At 44.6% G+C, this 17,489-nt stretch carries 12 protein-coding genes; 7 read left to right on the top strand and 5 right to left on the bottom strand.

What is annotated here, in order from left to right; all coding sequences use genetic code 11:
• Positions 1-33 precede the first annotated feature (33 nt).
• Positions 34-1,560: a fumarate hydratase gene (locus tag Aso01_RS07875; protein ID WP_004932850.1), complete on the bottom strand. Its 1,527-nt coding sequence runs from the start codon at positions 1,558-1,560 to the stop codon at positions 34-36.
• 162 nt (positions 1,561-1,722) lie between these two features.
• Here Aso01_RS07875 and Aso01_RS07870 point away from each other — a divergent pair, with 162 nt between their 5' ends.
• Positions 1,723-2,331, top strand: coding sequence for a class I SAM-dependent methyltransferase (locus Aso01_RS07870; protein ID WP_004932853.1), 609 nt, complete (start codon positions 1,723-1,725; stop codon positions 2,329-2,331).
• 68 nt (positions 2,332-2,399) lie between these two features.
• Here the strand turns inward: Aso01_RS07870 and pta are convergent, their stop codons facing one another.
• Both pta and Aso01_RS07860 read right to left on the bottom strand, forming a co-directional pair.
• Positions 2,400-4,562, bottom strand: coding sequence for a phosphate acetyltransferase (pta, locus tag Aso01_RS07865; RefSeq protein ID WP_004932855.1), 2,163 nt, complete (start codon positions 4,560-4,562; stop codon positions 2,400-2,402).
• Between the two features lie 41 nt (positions 4,563-4,603).
• Positions 4,604-5,809: an acetate/propionate family kinase gene (locus tag Aso01_RS07860; protein WP_004932868.1), complete on the bottom strand. Its 1,206-nt coding sequence runs from the start codon at positions 5,807-5,809 to the stop codon at positions 4,604-4,606.
• A 1,366-nt stretch (positions 5,810-7,175) separates the two neighbouring features.
• Between Aso01_RS07860 and edd the strand changes: the two genes are divergently transcribed.
• The 5 genes from edd (at position 7,176) to Aso01_RS07835 (ending at position 13,511) form a co-directional block, all read left to right on the top strand.
• Positions 7,176-9,023, top strand: a complete 1,848-nt coding sequence (gene edd / locus Aso01_RS07855) for a phosphogluconate dehydratase (RefSeq protein ID WP_004932871.1) — start codon at positions 7,176-7,178, stop codon at positions 9,021-9,023.
• Between the two features lie 32 nt (positions 9,024-9,055).
• Complete coding sequence (gene eda, locus Aso01_RS07850) at positions 9,056-9,685, top strand: bifunctional 4-hydroxy-2-oxoglutarate aldolase/2-dehydro-3-deoxy-phosphogluconate aldolase (protein WP_004932873.1); 630 nt, start codon at positions 9,056-9,058, stop codon at positions 9,683-9,685.
• Positions 9,686-9,848: 163 nt separating this feature from the next.
• Positions 9,849-11,207 carry a GntT/GntP/DsdX family permease gene (locus Aso01_RS07845; protein WP_004932875.1) on the top strand — a complete coding sequence of 453 codons (1,359 nt, stop codon included), beginning with the start codon at positions 9,849-9,851 and terminating at the stop codon, positions 11,205-11,207.
• 16 nt (positions 11,208-11,223) lie between these two features.
• Positions 11,224-11,736 (top strand): gluconokinase, encoded by a 513-nt coding sequence (locus Aso01_RS07840; protein WP_004932877.1) that lies wholly within the window; start codon positions 11,224-11,226, stop codon positions 11,734-11,736.
• Positions 11,737-11,885: 149 nt separating this feature from the next.
• Entirely contained in the window at positions 11,886-13,511 is a 1,626-nt protein-coding gene (locus Aso01_RS07835; protein WP_004932884.1) for an NADP-dependent glyceraldehyde-3-phosphate dehydrogenase, read from the top strand.
• Between the two features lie 122 nt (positions 13,512-13,633).
• Here the strand turns inward: Aso01_RS07835 and Aso01_RS07830 are convergent, their stop codons facing one another.
• The gene (locus tag Aso01_RS07830) at positions 13,634-14,899 is read right to left on the bottom strand and encodes a glutamate-5-semialdehyde dehydrogenase (protein WP_004932889.1); all 1,266 of its coding nucleotides are present in this window, start codon (positions 14,897-14,899) and stop codon (positions 13,634-13,636) included.
• A 306-nt stretch (positions 14,900-15,205) separates the two neighbouring features.
• On the opposite strand from Aso01_RS07830, the gene Aso01_RS07825 reads away from it, so the two are divergent.
• The gene (locus Aso01_RS07825; RefSeq protein ID WP_004932892.1) at positions 15,206-16,540 is read left to right on the top strand and encodes an alpha/beta fold hydrolase; all 1,335 of its coding nucleotides are present in this window, start codon (positions 15,206-15,208) and stop codon (positions 16,538-16,540) included.
• Here the strand turns inward: Aso01_RS07825 and Aso01_RS07820 are convergent.
• Positions 16,537-17,394: a class I SAM-dependent methyltransferase gene (locus Aso01_RS07820; protein WP_004932895.1), complete on the bottom strand. Its 858-nt coding sequence runs from the start codon at positions 17,392-17,394 to the stop codon at positions 16,537-16,539. The two genes, Aso01_RS07825 and Aso01_RS07820, sit on opposite strands and share 4 nt — an antisense overlap.
• Positions 17,395-17,489: the final 95 nt, after the last annotated feature.

Here is a 17,489-nt window from a genome sequence, read left to right as displayed (position 1 = left end):
TAAAAAAGCGCCCGAAGGCGCTTTCTCTTTTGATTAACCCGCAGTGGCATCAATCACAGGGATTTTGCCAATTTTTTCTTGCCAGATTTTAGGTGCAATGGCATGTACCGATGTACCGTTTACATCAACTGCAACGGAAACCGGCATATCTTCAACTACAAATTTGTAGATGGCTTCCATTCCCAAATCTGCAAAGGCAACCACTTCGGCTTCACGAACTGCTTTTGAAACCAAATACGCTGCACCACCGACAGCCATCAGGTAAGTGGCTTGATTGTCTTTAATCGCTTCAATGGCTGTTGGGCCACGGTCTGCTTTACCAATCATGCCAAACAGACCCGTGTGCTCAAGCACTTTACGTGTGAATTTGTCCATACGCGTTGCGGTTGTTGGGCCAGCAGGTCCAACCACTTCGTCACGTACAGGATCAACCGGGCCAACGTAGTAAATAAATTTACCTTTTAAGTCGACAGGAAGCTCTTCACCGTTGTCGATCATTTCGACTAAGCGTTTATGCGCTGCATCACGGCCAGTATACATGGTGCCACTGAGCAACAAGGTATCGCCCGGCTGCCAAGAGTTCATTTCTTCTTGGGTGATGGTGTCGAGATTCACACGTTTTGATTTAGACGCATCCCACGTCACTTCTGGGTAATCTTCAAGTTTAGGGGCTTGAATATGCGCTGGGCCTGAACCATCTAGCTGAAAGTGGGCATGACGGGTTGCGGCGCAGTTTGGAATCATACCAACAGGCTTACCTGCTGCATGACATGGATAATCTTTAATTTTAATATCGAGGACTGTGGTTAAGCCGCCCAAACCTTGTGCACCAATCCCGAGCGCATTTACTTTTTCAAAGATTTCGATACGAAGTTCTTCGATTTTGTTTTCTGGCCCACGGCGAAGTAGCTCGTCCATGTTGATTTCTTCCATCAGTGCTTCTTTGGCAAGCATCATGGCTTTTTCAGCAGTACCGCCAATCCCGATACCGAGCATACCTGGCGGACACCAGCCAGCACCCATGGTTGGAACTGTTTTGAGTACCCAGTCTACAATCGAATCTGATGGATTGAGCATGGCAAGTTTAGATTTGTTTTCAGAACCGCCACCTTTTGCTGCAACAGTAATGTCAACTTTGTTGCCCGGAACGAGCTTATAGTGAATCACGGCAGGCGTATTGTCTTTGGTATTTTTACGACCAAAAGCCGGATCTGCAAGCACTGAAGCACGCAGTACGTTGGTATTTTCAAGATAACCTTGGCGTACACCTTCATTGATTGCATCGTCTAGGCTCATGCTCAGATCAAACTTAACGTCTAGACCTACATCAACAAAAACGTTGACGATCCCCGTATCTTGACAGATTGGGCGATGGCCTTCTGCACACATACGAGAGTTGATGAGAATTTGCGCGATTGCATCCTTTGCAGCTTGGTTCGCTTCACGGTCATACGCGCGGCTCATGGCCTGAATGAAATCTTGCGGATGATAGTAAGAAATGAACTGAAGGGCGTCCTTGACCGAAGTGATCAAGTCTTTTTGTTTGATAATTGTGGTCATACCAAAAAATCTCTTGAGCGGGCAGTTAGCTAGCGGGCTAAATTATATGATAAAACGATCAGGCTGTGGGGAGTTTTGGCGAGATTTTGGCTAAAGGTCGAAGGGATACATAGATTGCGATTCAGAGCAGGAAATTGTGCTATTAATACAGAGAAGATCCTAATGCAGTATAGTGATTTAGCAAAAAATATTATTGAAATTTATCAAAAACATGGTCGTGATTGGACACAGTTAAGAGGCGATTTTCTACACGAAAAAATATGGCTTGATCGTTTTTTAGGTCTATTACCCATGTCTGCAAAGGTAGTTGATTTAGGATGTGGTTCGGGGATACCCATTGCAAAATATTTGATTGAGCAGGGGTGTCAATTGACGGGAGTTGATGCGTCCACAGTCATGCTAGATATGGCACAGCAAAATTTTCCTGAACAGATATGGATAAATGCCGATATTCGTCAGTTTCGTGCTGAGCAAACCTTTGATGGTATCTTGGCGTGGGATAGTTTTTTTCATCTTAATCCTGAAGATCAGCGCCAAATGTTTGCACAGTTTTCAATGCATGCAGCATCAGGTGGTGTGCTTATGTTTACCAGTGGGCCAAGCGATGGGGAGGCGATTGGTGATATGTTTGGTGAGCCACTTTATCATGCCAGTTTAGATGCCGCAGAATATCGGAACTTACTGGCTCGATATGGCTTTAAAATCATCAAAATGATTGCAGAAGATCCAGAATGTACTGGACATACGGTATGGTTGGCTCAAAAGAAGTAACACTGGTAATCAATTTAAAAAGCCACTTGATCGTGGCAAATGGCTTTTTAAAGAGCGATTAAAAGTGATTATGAGGCTAGCGCAGCAGCTTTTGCTTCAAGTTGCTGCTCGGCCTGAATCGCGGTCAGCGCAATGGTAAACACGATGTCATCGACCAATGCGCCACGTGATAAATCATTAACCGGTTTATTTAGGCCTTGCAACATCGGGCCAACACTCACCACGTTTGCCGAGCGCTGAACTGCTTTATAGGTGGTATTACCCGTATTTAAGTCTGGAAAAATAAATACATTGGCGCGGCCAGCGACTTTTGAATCTGGTGCTTTTTGTCGACCAACACTTTCAACCGAGGCGGCATCGTATTGCAGTGGTCCATCGATCAGTAAGTCTGGGCGACGTTGTTTGGCAATTTCAGTGGCACGGACCACTTTTTCTACGTCTGCACCTGTGCCCGAAGTGCCGGTAGAGTAACTGATCATGGCAATGCGCGGTTCAATGCCAAAGGCTTTTGCAGAATCTGCCGATTGAATGGCAATCTCGGCCAGTTGATCGGCATCTGGGTCTGGATTAATTGCGCAATCACCATACACATAAACTTCATCTGGAAGCAGCATGAAAAAGACAGAGGAAACTAAAGAATAGTTGGGTGCTGTCTTAATCAATTGAAAAGCGGGGCGAACTGTATTGGCGGTGGTATGAATTGCACCAGAAACCAATCCATCCACCTGATCGAGTGCCAGCATCATGGTGCCTAAAACTACGGTATCTTGAAGCTGCTCTTTGGCTTGAAGATCGCTCAGCTTTCCTTTACGTAGCTCCACCATTGGTGCGATGTACTGATTGCGAATCAGATCGGGATCAATAATTTCCAGATCATCGGGCAATTCAATTCCTCGTGCTTTGGCTACCTCTACCACAGTTTCAGGTTTGGCCAACAAGATACAGTGCGCAATTCCGCGAGACTGGCAAATGGCAGCGGCCTGAACGGTGCGTGGTTCATCGCCTTCTGGCAGTACAATGCGCTTTTTGGCTGCAATTGATTTTTGTACCAGTTCATGACGAAATGCCGATGGAGATAAACGCGGTTGAACCCCTGTATTAATCTGGGCTTGCAGCCAAGTCACATCGATATGACTTGAGACAAAACGCGTGACTTGTTCTGCACGTTCGGTGTCATCAGTGGGGATCTCGTTTCCAAAATCGGCCAGTCGTTGTGCAGTTTCCAGTGTATTGAGTTGGGTGTGTAAAATCGGTAAGCCTTGCTTGATGGCATGCTGACAAAAATCCAGAATTTGTGGATTCGGCGCTTTACGTTCGGTGAGCACCAAGCCTGCCAGTGGAATACCGTTACTGGTGGCTAAGCTACTGGCCAACAGGACATCCGTGCGCTCCGATGCACTGATAATCAGTTCACCCGCAATAAACTTATTTAGCTCATATTCGATACTGGACGCAATTAGACTCGAATGCAAAATACGACGATGTTTGGCATCACCTTGATGAATCCAGTCACCTTCAACCACAGAGGCAATATCGAGCGTGCGCGGTACACTTAAGGTATTGCTAAAAGGCACCATGCCAATAATTGGCAAGGTTGGTGAGCCAAGATGTCGATTATAGCGTTGTAACTCTTTGCTAAAGTCTGCAATTTCAGTATCTAGGCGCAATGACGGATCAATGGTCAGTGGAATATGCGCAGTTTCTTCAGGTAAGCCACGGGTACGCATAAACAGCACACCAGCGGTACGATTTGAGGATGTACCGCCAAACTGATGTAGATGTGCTTCAACTTTCTCTGCTGTACGACGCGGATTTTGCACATCTGCTGTACTCACCAGCACCACCTTTGCATCGAGTGCTTGAGCCAACGCTGCATTTAGTTCAGTCGCAAAATGATCTTGAGCATTGGGTAAAAGGCCTTCCACAATAATCACGTCATAATTGGCTGCAACATTTCGATGTAGACTCACTGCTTCTTCGAGTAGTTCGTCGCGCTCACCGAGTGCCCAGCGTTGTAGCACTTTTTCGTGCGCAATCGAGGTCACGGTGGTGCCTTGGAAAAGATGGCTGAATAAGGAGGTAGTTCGATCCACCTGATTCGGGAGTTCCTGTGAAAATGGCTTTAAAAATCCGGCCTTAATACCGTTGCAATCGAGTGCATAAATCAGGCCTAAACAGGCTGAAGTCAGGCCAACGCCTTCCCCGGTAGGAATCAGTAAAAGAGTATTCATAACCGCCTTATCAAAAAAGAATTATAGAAATCATTGAATGCTTACGCCATTTGCACATGCACATCAGCAGTTTTAGCCTGTTCGACGACCTGTTCGGTTTCTTTGGCAATCCGACCTTCTTCATCGGTTGGAATAACCCAGATTTGAGGTCCAGTGCCATTGTCGATTCGACCTTCCGTACCACGTTTTAAGCCGTTATTGCGTGTTTTGTCGAGCGCAAAACCAAAGTGTGGCAAATATGCCATGGTTTTTTCACGAATATATGCTGAGTTTTCCCCAATTCCACCTGTGAAGAATAAACCGTCAAGGCGTGGAAGTGCGCAGCTTAATGCAGCCAGCGATTTGGCTAAACGATAGCAGAACACTTCAATTGCAAGTTGGGCATCTTCATGCCCTGTATCTGCGGCCTCAATCAGCGTGCGCATATCATTGGAGAGTTGATCTGAAAGCCCCAGTAAGCCACTTTCTTTGTTGAGCATGGTGTCGATCTTGGCAATATCCCAACCTAGATTGCTGGCTAAAAAGCTATGAAGACTAGGATCAATATCACCACTACGTGTGCCCATAACAACACCTTCAAGTGGGGTCATGCCCATCGACGTATCTTGGCTTTCGCCGTTCCAAATGGCGCAGGTCGAGCTCCCATTACCTAAATGAGCAGTTAACCAACCCCCTTGTTTAACTTGCCCTGCCAACTGACTTCCACGCTCTGATACATAAGCGTGACTGGTGCCGTGGAAACCATAGCGGCGAACATTGTGTTCGGTAAACAAAAATTTAGGTACAGCATAGCGGTATGCATGTGCCGGCATGGTTTGATGAAACGCCGTGTCGAATACAGCCACTTGTGGCAATTCTGGGAACAAACGCATGGTGGCGTCAATACCAATTAAATGTGCTGGATTGTGTAGCGGAGCCAGCGGTGTGGCAGCGCGGATTCGATCAATAATTTCTGGCGTGAGGAGTTCGGCTTTGGTTAAGCTGCCGCCATGAACGACGCGATGCCCGATGGCTTGCGGTTTGTAATTGGCGAGTCGAGCCAATAAGGTTTCAAGTGCTTTTTCGTGATCTGCATATGGAATAGAGAGTTCAAGCGGCTCGCCTCCAACGGTAATACCTTTGATACGCGCATCTGCACCACCCAAATTCTCTGCCAGCCCATAGATCCGATCTTCACGACGTTCAGAAACCAACGCATATTTGATAGAGGAAGAACCGCAGTTAATAACTAATACTGATGTAGACACGATAGGTTACCCGATTGCTGTTGTAAATTATTTGTTCACTTGAAATTCAAATTCATGAACGATTCGAAGGTTAGCGCATACTTAATGTTTTAACATGTGTTGTTTTTATGTCCAAGATAGACTTTAGCAGATTAGACTTAAGCACTATCGACGATTAAACAATTTATAGCCTACTGCCAAGCACCAATCACACTGGCATTGAAAAAAGAGCACGATATTGGTTGTAAGGAATTGCACCACGCACAAGATCCATGCCGAGCTTTGATCATAGCGAATTAGACTGTCTGTCAGGTAAATGATTGATGAAAATCGTGTGATCTGGAACTCTATAGGGGCGAACCTCCTGTATAAAAATTTGGCTTTTGGTAAGATAATTTTATTTGAAAAATGGTTTAAATTTTTAAATAAATGATTAAAAATCATTATTTTAAGTTGTTTTTATTTTTTCGGATATTTGATTGATGTGAATCTAAACTGCGCGATGCAAACTATAAGCCAGCATCAATAGGGATAGATGAAGCGAAAAGAATATTCGCTGATAAAAATGAAGCATCACTAAGAAGCCATTACGAACAGAAAGGCAGTTTGGTTTTTTATAAAAATTGAAATAAATAAGCTTGGTGCCTAATTAATACACTTTAAGATTTATATATATTAAGTATTAATCACTCAGAATAATCTTCTTCAAACCATTTCTCACTAATCTTAATTTCGTCCATATTTTAATCGATGTGTTTATTTTCACAGCAGTGAATAGTTCAGTTTTTTTGTACATAAATAATTCATGGCTCATACAATTAATTTTTTAAATACCTTTAGATTTATTTGAATAAATTCTTTCCATTCAGAATATAAATAAGCTGTATTAACTTAACAAGGTATACAGATAAGTATATGTACTATTAAAATTGGTAATCATGAATTGATATAAAAAATAGAAATACTACTATTAATTTTAAAAATATAATGAAATTTTTCTATTAAATTTCTTGTATAATTAAAAGAAATAATCAAAATAAAAACATAAAAATCAAATATTTAATTTGTAATATGATTTTATTTTATACAGTCATTGGATGGTGTGTATTTAAATGTATTTCTTGGTATTGATATTGAGATAATCTTGCTGTAGTTTTAAAAACCGGTTTTGAGTGTAATGATATATAGGCTTTTTTAAGAGCTTCTGATTTTAAAAATCTAATTTCTCTATACCATTTAAAGTATGTATACGGACTGTCGAATTAGTATTCACTGAGATAGCACGTGGCTTTTTACCCCAATACTATTATTTATTTTTTCAAATGATCTTAGAATCATTTGGTTTATTTTTTTGCCAGCTTATCCGGTTGTAAAAGGAGCGCCCAGCATGGACTTGCCGAATCCGATATTAGTAAAAGTGACCGAGCGTGTGATTGCACGTAGCCAAAAAACCCGTGCTGCATACTTACAGCGTATTGAAGATGCGCAAGGCAAATTTCCTGCTCGTGGTGCGCTTTCATGTGCCAATCTGGCACATGGTTTTGCCAGCATGGACGATTCAGAAAAACTCATTATTAAAGTCGGACGCGAACCCAATATCGGCATTGTATCTTCTTATAATGAAATGCTCTCGGCGCATGCACCCTATAAATCATTTCCAGATTTAATTAAAACAGCAGCGCGAGAAAATGGCGGTGTAGCACAATTTGCTGGCGGTGTACCCGCAATGTGTGATGGCATTACGCAAGGTAATGCAGGTATGGAACTGTCGTTATTTTCTCGTGAAACGATTGCGATGAGTACTGCCATTGCGCTGTCTCACAATATGTTTGATGCGGCATTGTGTCTGGGTGTTTGCGACAAGATCGTACCGGGCTTATTGATTGGTGCGTTACAATTTGGCTATTTACCGACCATTTTTGTGCCTGCTGGCCCAATGACCAGTGGTTTGTCGAATGACGACAAGGCCAAAATCCGCCAACAGTTTGCAACAGGTGAAGTCGGGCGTGACGTGTTGTTAGAGGCTGAGTCTGCTGCTTACCATGGTCAAGGGACCTGTACATTTTACGGTACCGCGAACAGCAACCAAATGCTGATGGAAGTGATGGGCTTGCATTTGCCGAGTGCGGCATTTGTTCATCCTCATACGCCGTTGCGCGATGCGCTGACGGCAGAAGCAGCAATTCGTGTGCTCGATTTAACTGTTGAACGCGGCAACTATACGCCAATTGGCCATGTTGTAGATGAAAAATCAATTATCAATGGCATTGTGGCCTTACTAGCCACAGGTGGATCAACCAACCATACCTTGCATCTGATTGCCATTGCCCGTGCGGCAGGCGTTTTAATTGACTGGGATGACTTCGATGAGTTGTCTGCTGTTGTGCCATTGCTTGCGAAGATTTATCCAAATGGCAAGGCCGATGTCAATCACTTCCAAGCTGCCGGTGGTGTTGCCTTCCTCATTCGTAATTTGCTTGAGGCTGGGTTGTTGCACAACGATGTCAACACGGTAGCTGGTAAAGGTTTGCAGCACTATACCAAAGAGCCAAAACTTATAGAGGGTAAGCTGACTTGGGTGGATGCAGTCGCGCAAAGTTTAGATGAAAAAGTATTGCGTAGCATTGATGCGCCGTTTCAGCCTGATGGTGGTCTGCGTTTAATGCAGGGCCGTTTAGGTCGGGGTGTGATCAAGATTTCTGCGGTTGCACCGGAGCACCGTAAAGTCAAAGCGCCTGCCATTGTGTTTGATTCACAAGAGGCAGTGCAAGCTGCATTTGATCGTGGTGAGTTGCATCGTGATTTTATCGCAGTGGTTCGCTTTCAAGGTGCACGTGCCAACGGAATGCCAGAACTACATCGTTTAACACCTTTGCTGGGTGTATTACAAGATCAGGGTTTTCATGTTGCTTTGGTCACCGATGGGCGCATGTCGGGTGCATCGGGCAAAGTTCCAGCCGTGATTCATTTGTCTCCAGAAGCCTTACTCAATGGCCCGATTGCCAAGGTACAAACCGGCGATATGCTGATCATCGATGCCGAGGCTGGCGTACTTGATGTGGAGCTTGATGAGCAAGTTTGGCAATCACGTCCTGTTGCACAGCCAGCGCATCAGGCTGAAAACGAAGTTGGTTTTGGTCGTGAGTTATTTGGTGTATTTCGCTCGGCGGCCGCACCTGCCGAGCATGGTGCTTCTGTATTTGGTGCCTTGGTCGGCGAAGACGTTCAAGTTTAACGTTGAAGAATAAAGAATAGGAACAAAAAATCATGATCAAGATGGAAGATGTTGTTCAGTTAGGCCCTGTGATTCCGGTACTGGCATTTGATTCGGCGGAACAAGGTGAGCATGTATCTCGTGCATTGCATGCTGGCGGTGTGAAAGTGCTTGAAATCACCTTACGCACGGCTGCCGGGTTGGCTGCAATTGAGCGTGCAAGCCAGTTGGCTGATGACATTGTGGTTGGTGTCGGTACCATCACCAAACCGGAACACTGCGCCCAAGCCAAAAAGGCAGGTGCACAATTTGGTGTGTCGCCAGGTTTGACTAAAGACTTGCATCTGGCAGCACAAGACGCCGGTTTGCCGCTATTACCTGGTGTGATGACGCCAAGCGATTTGATTCAGGCGATTGAGCTCGGCTATGACATAGTTAAGTTTTTCCCAGCCCAGCAAGCGGGTGGTGTGGCAATGCTTCAGGCATTTTATGGCCCATTTCCAAATTTACGCTTTTGTCCAACCGGTGGCATCACAGTTGAGACCGCTCCAGATTTCTTAAAGCAACCCAATGTTGTGTGTGTGGGTGGCTCGTGGTTAACACCTAAAAAGTTAGTAGCGGCGCAAGACTGGGCTGAAATTACGCGTTTGGCGCAAGCCGCAAGTCAGTTACGTACTGAATAAGCATCAATTTTAATTAGTTTTTAGATATTGCATGAACGTGATCATCTGATATTGATCATACTTAAAGATAAAAAATAGTGTCTCAGTCGCAGGAAATTAATCGATTGAAGACACTCGTTTGGGTGGTTTGCTCAAATTGAATTAAATCAAGGAGAAGTGTCACATGGAGACCGTACAGGGTGGCATGTTACTTATTTACACCATAGTTGCGATTATTGCCTTAGTGGTTATGATCGCGAAGTTCAGAATTTACCCGTTTCTGGTGCTGATTATTGTTTCACTCGGTTTGGCCTTAGCTGTTGGTATGCCAATGGGTGACATTGTTAAATCATATGAAGCTGGTACTGGTAAAACTTTGGGCCACCTTGCGATCGTGATCGCACTCGGTACCATGCTCGGTAAGATGATGGCCGAGTCGGGCGGTGCAGAACGCATTGCGATTACACTGATTCAATGGTTTGGCGAGAAAAATATCCATTGGGCCATGATGGTGATTGGTCTTGTGGTGGGTTTACCTGTGTTTTTTGAAGTCGGATTTGTACTGCTCATTCCGATTGTTTTTAATATTGCCAAGCGTACGGGTAAGTCGTTACTGATTGTGGGTTTACCTATGCTGGCAGGCTTATCTGTGGTGCATGGCTTGATTCCGCCACATCCAGCAGCACTACTCGCGGTGCAGGCCTACAATGCTGATATTGGCAAAACCATTGCTTATGCACTTTTAGTCGGTGTGCCTACCGCGATTGTTGCGGGGCCTGTGTATGCGCTCTGGATCAACAAATATGTCAAATTGCCTGAACATAACCCTTTGGCTCAGCAGTTTATTGATGCAGACAGCAACAGAACACGCGAATTACCAAGCTTTGGTATCACGATCTTCACCATTATGTTGCCTGTGGCCTTGATGCTGGTAGGTAGCTGGGCGGATCTATTTTTTGCACCTAAAACTTTTGCCAACGATTTGCTGCGTTTTATTGGAACCTCTGATATTGCATTGTTAATTGCAGTACTGGTGAGCTTTATTACCTTTGGCACCATGCAAGGTTTCACCCGCGTACAAATTGAAAAATTCTGTGGCGGCTGTTTGGCTTCGATTGCCGGCATTATGTTGATCGTTGGCGCGGGTGGTGGTTTTGGTGGCATTTTGCGTGATAGCGGGATTTCGAATGAAATTGTCTCTACAGCATTAAAAGCAAATTTATCACCATTACTCTTAGGCTGGTTTGTTGCAGCCTTGATTCGTCTGGCAACGGGTTCCGCTACTGTTGCAATGGCGACAGCCTGCGGTATTGTCGCCCCGATTGCGGCCACAGCGGGCGTTGAAGTTAGACCGGAACTGTTGGTTCTTGCTACAGGTTCAGGCTCATTGGTGTTTTCACATGTCAATGATGCAGGCTTTTGGCTGATCAAAGAATATTTCGGTATGACGGTGGGGCAGACACTTAAAACTTGGTCTGTATTGGAAACCATTATTTCGGTGTTGGGTTTGGCTTTTACGCTGTTACTCAGCGTCCTCATATAGTTAAAGGTGAATCGCCATGATTGTGATCGCAATGGGTGTCTGTGGAACAGGTAAGTCGTTAATTGGCAAGTTATTGTCCGAGCGGTTGTCTTGTGATTTTCTTGATGGCGACACGCTGCATTCGGCTGCCAATAAAAGCAAGATGAGCCAAGGGATTCCGCTCACCGATGAAGATCGGTTGCCGTGGTTACACGCCATTCGTCAGGCAATCGAGCAAAAACAGCAGATGGGCCAGACCGCAGTGTTTACTTGTTCTTCGCTTAAACATGCATATCGCGAGATCTTGCGCGCGAATGATCAAGATGTGCGGTTCGTCTATTTAAAAGGTTCGTTCGAGGTCTTGCAAAAGCGACTTGCTGAACGAGCGGATCACTTCTTTGATCCATCGTTGTTGCAAACCCAGCTAGATACACTCGAAGAGCCGAGTGTCGGTGAAGCGATTGTTGTGGATATCACGCTTTCACCGAGACAAATTATCGAACAAGTGACCCAAAAATTAGGCATAAGCAACAGTGTCTGTCGCGGGTAGTAGTTTTTAGAAATATGCAATTCTCGAAGGCTTGTGACCCCTATGGTACAAGCCAAGATCCATACCAGCTGCAATGCTGGTATTTACAGGAGCTAAATCTGACCGCTATTGATCAGGTTTAGACATATAATTAATTGGAGATAACAACAATGGGCTTATCAAATCATTTGCAGCAGAAATTCCCTACAGTAGACGGCGTTCCTGAAAATATGCGTCTACCTCAGATTCATCAACGTGTTTCACTGGTCGATGGTGAACTCAAGACATGGGCAGGAGCAACCAAGACCACATTGTCTCCGATCTGGACACAGCAGCCAGATGGCAGCCTACAGCAAGTTGAGCTAGGTAGCTATCCGTTAATGGGTGAAAAAGAAAGTGATGAAGCACTAGACGCAGCCGTACGTGCTTACAGCAATGGCCGTGGTGAATGGCCAATGATGAAAGTGGCCGAGCGCATTGTGTGCATGCAAAACTTCATTCAGCGTATGGTGAAACAGCGTGACTTGATTGTGAAGCTGATCATGTGGGAAATTGGCAAAAGCTTGGCAGATTCTGAAAAAGAATTTGATCGTACTGTGACCTATATGCGTCAGACCATTGATGCCTTAAAAGATCTGGACAACGCCAACTCACGTTTTGTGATGGCCGAAGGAACCATCGGGCAGATCCGTCGTACGCCATTGGGTGTCGTGCTGTGTATGGGACCATACAACTATCCGCTCAATGAAACCTTTGCAACCCTGATTCCGGCCATGCTGATGGGTAACACCATTGTATTTAAGCCACCTCAATTTGGTACTTTATTGTTCGAACCACTGTTAGAGGCATTTCGTGATTCATTCCCGAAAGGTGTGATCAATACCATCTATGCGCCTGGCTCATTGGTGGTTCCTCATTTGCTGGCATCGGGTAAAATCAATGTGCTGGCTTTGATTGGTTCGAGTAAAGTTGCAGATTACTTGAAAAAACAACATCCAAAATCACATCGTCTGCGCTCAATTTTAGGACTAGATGCCAAAAATGCAGCGATTATTTTGCCAGATGCAGATTTAGACCTGACAGTGAAAGAGTGCTTGCTCGGAGCATTGTCGTTTAATGGTCAGCGTTGTACGGCGCTTAAAATGTTGATGGTACATCGCTCGATTGCCGATGAATTTGCACAGCGTTTAACGGCTGAACTAGGCAAGCTTAAAGTCGGTATGCCATGGGAACCAGGTGTATTTATTACGCCATTACCAGGTATGCATCGCACAGCCTATATGACCGAAGTGATCGAAGATGCTGAAGCCAAAGGGGCGAAGGTAATCAATCCAGAGGGCGGCGAGCACTGTAAAACCATGTTCTATCCGGCCGTGGTGTATCCAGTGACAGAAGAGATGCGACTGTATCGTGAAGAGCAATTTGGTCCAGTTGTGCCGATCTGTGTGTATGATGATGTTGAAACAGTACTGGACTATGTCACAACTTCTGATCACGGTCAGCAGGTGAGTATTTTTGGTAGTGATCCTGAGCAGATTGGTCATTTGGTCGATCCATTGGTGCATCAGGTTTGCCGTGTCAATATTAACAGCCAGTGTCAGCGTGGTCCGGATGTATTCCCGTTTGGCGGCCGTAAAGATTCTGCGGAAGGAACCTTGTCTGTGCATGATGCCTTGCGTGCCTTCTCTATCCGCTCAATGATTGCAACCAAACAAACCGACGACAATAAAGGCATGTTGGCTTCTATGGTGTCTGAGCATTACTCGAAGTTTGTAAATACCGACTTTATTTTCTAAACACTAAATATAAAAAAACCAGCCTGAGGGCTGGTTTTTTTATTTAAACATTTAAAGATAAAAATAAAAGCGCCTGAGATTGATCAGACGCTTTGATTGAAAGTTATGAATGGTTTATTAACTTAATGGCGAATTTGACCGTCGCCAAACACAATCCATTTTTGTGAGGTTAATCCTTCCAAACCAACCGGACCGCGTGCGTGAATTTTATCTGTTGAGATACCAATTTCAGCACCTAAACCATACTCAAATCCGTCGGCAAAGCGTGTAGAGGCATTGATCATCACTGAGCTTGAATCGACTTCGGCCAGAAACTTACGGACTTTACTGTAATTTTCGGTCACGATGGCATCGGTATGATGCGAGCCATATTTATTAATGTGTTCAATGGCTTCATCAATATTGGCAACCACTTTAATGGCCAAGATAGGGGCCAAATATTCGGTATACCAGTCTTCTTCAGTCGCTGTTTTTACACCGCTACCGAGGATTTTACGCGTTGCATGACAGCCGCGCAGCTCGACATGTTTTTCTGCATATAGTTCGGCAATGCCCGGCAAGAATTCTTCGGCAATTTCCTCATGAACCAGTAAAGTTTCCATGGCATTACATACGCCATAACGATGTGTTTTGGCATTGAGTGCGATGGGTAAGGCTTTATGCAAATCAGCTTCAACATCCACAAACACATGACAATTGCCATCGAGATGCTTGATGACTGGAATACGGGCCTCATTGGTGATGCGTTCGATCAGGCTTTTTCCACCACGTGGCACAATCACATCTACATATTCAGACATGGTAATGAGCTGACCTACGGCTGCGCGGTCAGTGGTTTCAATCACCTGAATGGCTGCTTCTGGTAGGCCCGCACGTTTGAGACCGTGCTGGATGGCTGCCGCAATGGCTTTATTCGATTCAAAAGCCTCAGAGCCGCCACGCAAAATAATCGCATTACCCGATTTTAGGGCTAGTGCAGCAGCTTCTAGTGTCACGTTAGGACGAGACTCATAAATCATGCCCACTACACCAAGCGGAACACGCATCTTGCCAATTTGAATACCAGATGGACGATAGGCCAGATCGGTAATTTCGCCAATGGGGTCGACCAATGCGATGACATCGTTTAAGCCTTGCAGCATTCCTTTAAAGCGTGTGGGGGTAAGTTCCAATCGATCCAGTAATGCGCTGTCAAGATGCTGTTCTTGGCCTTTTTTCATATCAATGGCATTGGCCGCAAGAATCTCGTTCTGACGGTCTGCCAAAGCTGTATAAATCGACGACAGTGCATGGTTTTTGACGGACGTAGATGCGCTTGAGAGCAGTCGAGATGCACGACGTGCCTGCTGACCTACTGTCTGCATATAATGTTCAATTGAATCTTGCATACGCTTTCAAAGAATTATTCTTGGACTTTCCATAGTAGCAGGCAATTTACAAACAATGAATGCTTGCAATGCAAAAAGCGTGCATAAATAGCGCGCGATATATTTTGTAATCTATTTGAAAATGAATCTGGATAAGTGGCGGTGAAATGTATTGCTTAAAAATCCTGCATCTGTATAGAATGAAAACACGGTCACTTAACTCTTTTTTTTAGTGAAATAACAGCGTTACCTGTAAAACTCAAATTTTAATGAATGGTTGAACATAGCTTGTAGAAATAAAAATCCAATGCAAGCAGGAGGGAGAACATGAATTCCATTATCCGCATGGATGAGGATGTTCATCGTGAAGGGATGTCATCAGGTTTTTTTGATTTATACCACCGAGATAGCTTTAAACAGCCAGCAAGAGAAACTTGGATCGCAGGCTGGAAAGTCGAATACATGGCGATTGCCACACCAGAAACCGCGCATCAAACGCCGATTTTAATTGTTGGCGGTGCCTTTCAAAACTTTAATTCTTATAAATATTGTGTCGAACAGTTATTCCAGTGCGGCCCTGTGATTTTAATCGATCTGCCATCGATGGGCGCAAATCAGCAAATTACCAACCGTGACAGCGGTGTATCGGCGGCAAGCTTGGAGCTGCCTGATCTGGCGCGAATTCTTGTACAGTGGCTTGAACAGGTTCAACTAAGTAAAATTTCGGTCATGGGAATGTCTTTGGGCTCGGTGATCGCTTCTTGCTTTGCAGACTTACGCCCCGATATGGTCGAGCGCTTGGTGCTGATGGGGGTTATGCAAAAAACGCGAAAAAGCTGGCGCATGATTTTGGAAGAGTCGCTCAAACTCATGCAAGAAGACCGTATGTCTGAATTTGGTCAGGCGGTGATTTTATATTTGGTCAATCATGCCAAGCTAGATCAGACCCGAATGTCACCTACAGCAAAACGTTTGTTTTTTCAGCAAATGTCAGAGTTTAATGCCACTGAACGACTACGCTATCAAATCAACTGTGAGCGTTTGTTACGTCTAACCGATGTGCCCGTACCAATATGCGAAACACTGGTCGCGGCAGGGCAGTTCGATAGTTTTACCTTGCCTTATGAAAATGCCAACTTTGCACTGCAATGTCCGAATATGCAATTTGCGCTTATTGTCAATGCCGATCATGTTCCCCAGCTTCAGCGCCGTAAGGAAACCATGCGTCTGTTTGAGGCATTTTTAAGTGGTCGTTCAATTCATCAGTTAGACGGAATTTTACCGATGACTCGCGATCAGATGCAGATGATGGAGCGTCGCGGCGAAATTCGTATTCCGGTTAATCCGTCTAAAACGAAGCTGACCCATCGATTACACGATCATTCGATTGATGTGCAAATTGTTGATCTGAGTTTTTTTGGGGTATTTTTTCGATTAGAGCAGTTGACGGATTTAAATGCAGTCAATGATGCACCTCGTGATTTGGCACTGCATTTACATGATGACGAAGGAAGCTTTCAGATTGAATGTCTGATCTTTGAAGCTGAAGCCTCTGGAGTTAGAGCGATCTTCAAACATGGCAGCTTCACGCTTGCCGATCGCTTATTGCGTTATGTCGAGCGTCAAAAGCAACGTCAGCAGCACTTTGCAGCGGTCGTCTAGGATTGCGCCAAGTGTTGTGCATGGACCATCCAGACCAAATCACCTAAATGTGCGTGTTGTTCTGGATTCACTGAATTAAATGGTTGAGATAATTGTGCAGGTTGAAGAATTTGAACCTGCGCAAATCCGTGCTGATTAAAAAAGCGCTGAATTTCTTGCGGTGTAGTGAAGTGAAAACTGAATGCACTGCGTGACACCCATTTAAGAAGCTTACTGCTATGCCAAATTACAGCAGCCAGTTTGTTTTGTGTAGGCTCGGGATACCAGTCGGTCAAATAATGTAATTGTTTAAATTCATGACCATGAGTCGAGAGTGCATCTAATAATTCGCCCAGCAGGGCTTTGCTAAAATAATTGATCAATCCTTCACTGATAATCACCAACGGTTTTTTAGGATCGAAAAGTTCAAATACTGTTGCAAAATCAGGTGTAAACAGATCCACCGATAATACATCCGGACTATTTGGGTCGAGTTGTTTAAGAGCTGCCTGTTTGACAGCTGCCATATCTGGTAAATCCAGTTCGCGAAACTCAATATTCGGATATTGCTGCCTAAACCGCCAGCCACGCGGTGATAGGCCACAAGCAATTTCAAGTACTTGAAGGTCTGGATGTTGTGCAATCAGCGCTTCAAGTGTCTGATCCAGCATTTGATGGCGTTGTTTGAGTGTGCTGCGCATGCTGCCGCCCACAAATTTTTCTGCCCAAGTTTCCAGTGGGTGCGCCAAAGAGACCAGCGATCGACCTTTACGGGTGGCAAACACCTGATGTGAAATACCCATTTTGTACCAAATGTAACCGGTATAATGTGCGGTAAATGAAATATGTCGATGTTTGGAAAGAGATGGCTTCATATCGTCCTGACTCATTTTTATTTTAATCGTTGTGTTTTGCTTCTCGCGTTTTACCAGAAGCTGCGTACAGCTTCTGGTTTAGATTAGATCGTTGC

Origin of the sequence: Acinetobacter soli, from assembly GCF_000760595.1 — a bacterium.
GTDB classification, from domain to species: domain Bacteria; phylum Pseudomonadota; class Gammaproteobacteria; order Pseudomonadales; family Moraxellaceae; genus Acinetobacter; species Acinetobacter soli.
The sequence above is the reverse complement of the archived record's forward strand: the minus strand, read 5'-3'. Positions and strand labels throughout refer to the sequence as shown.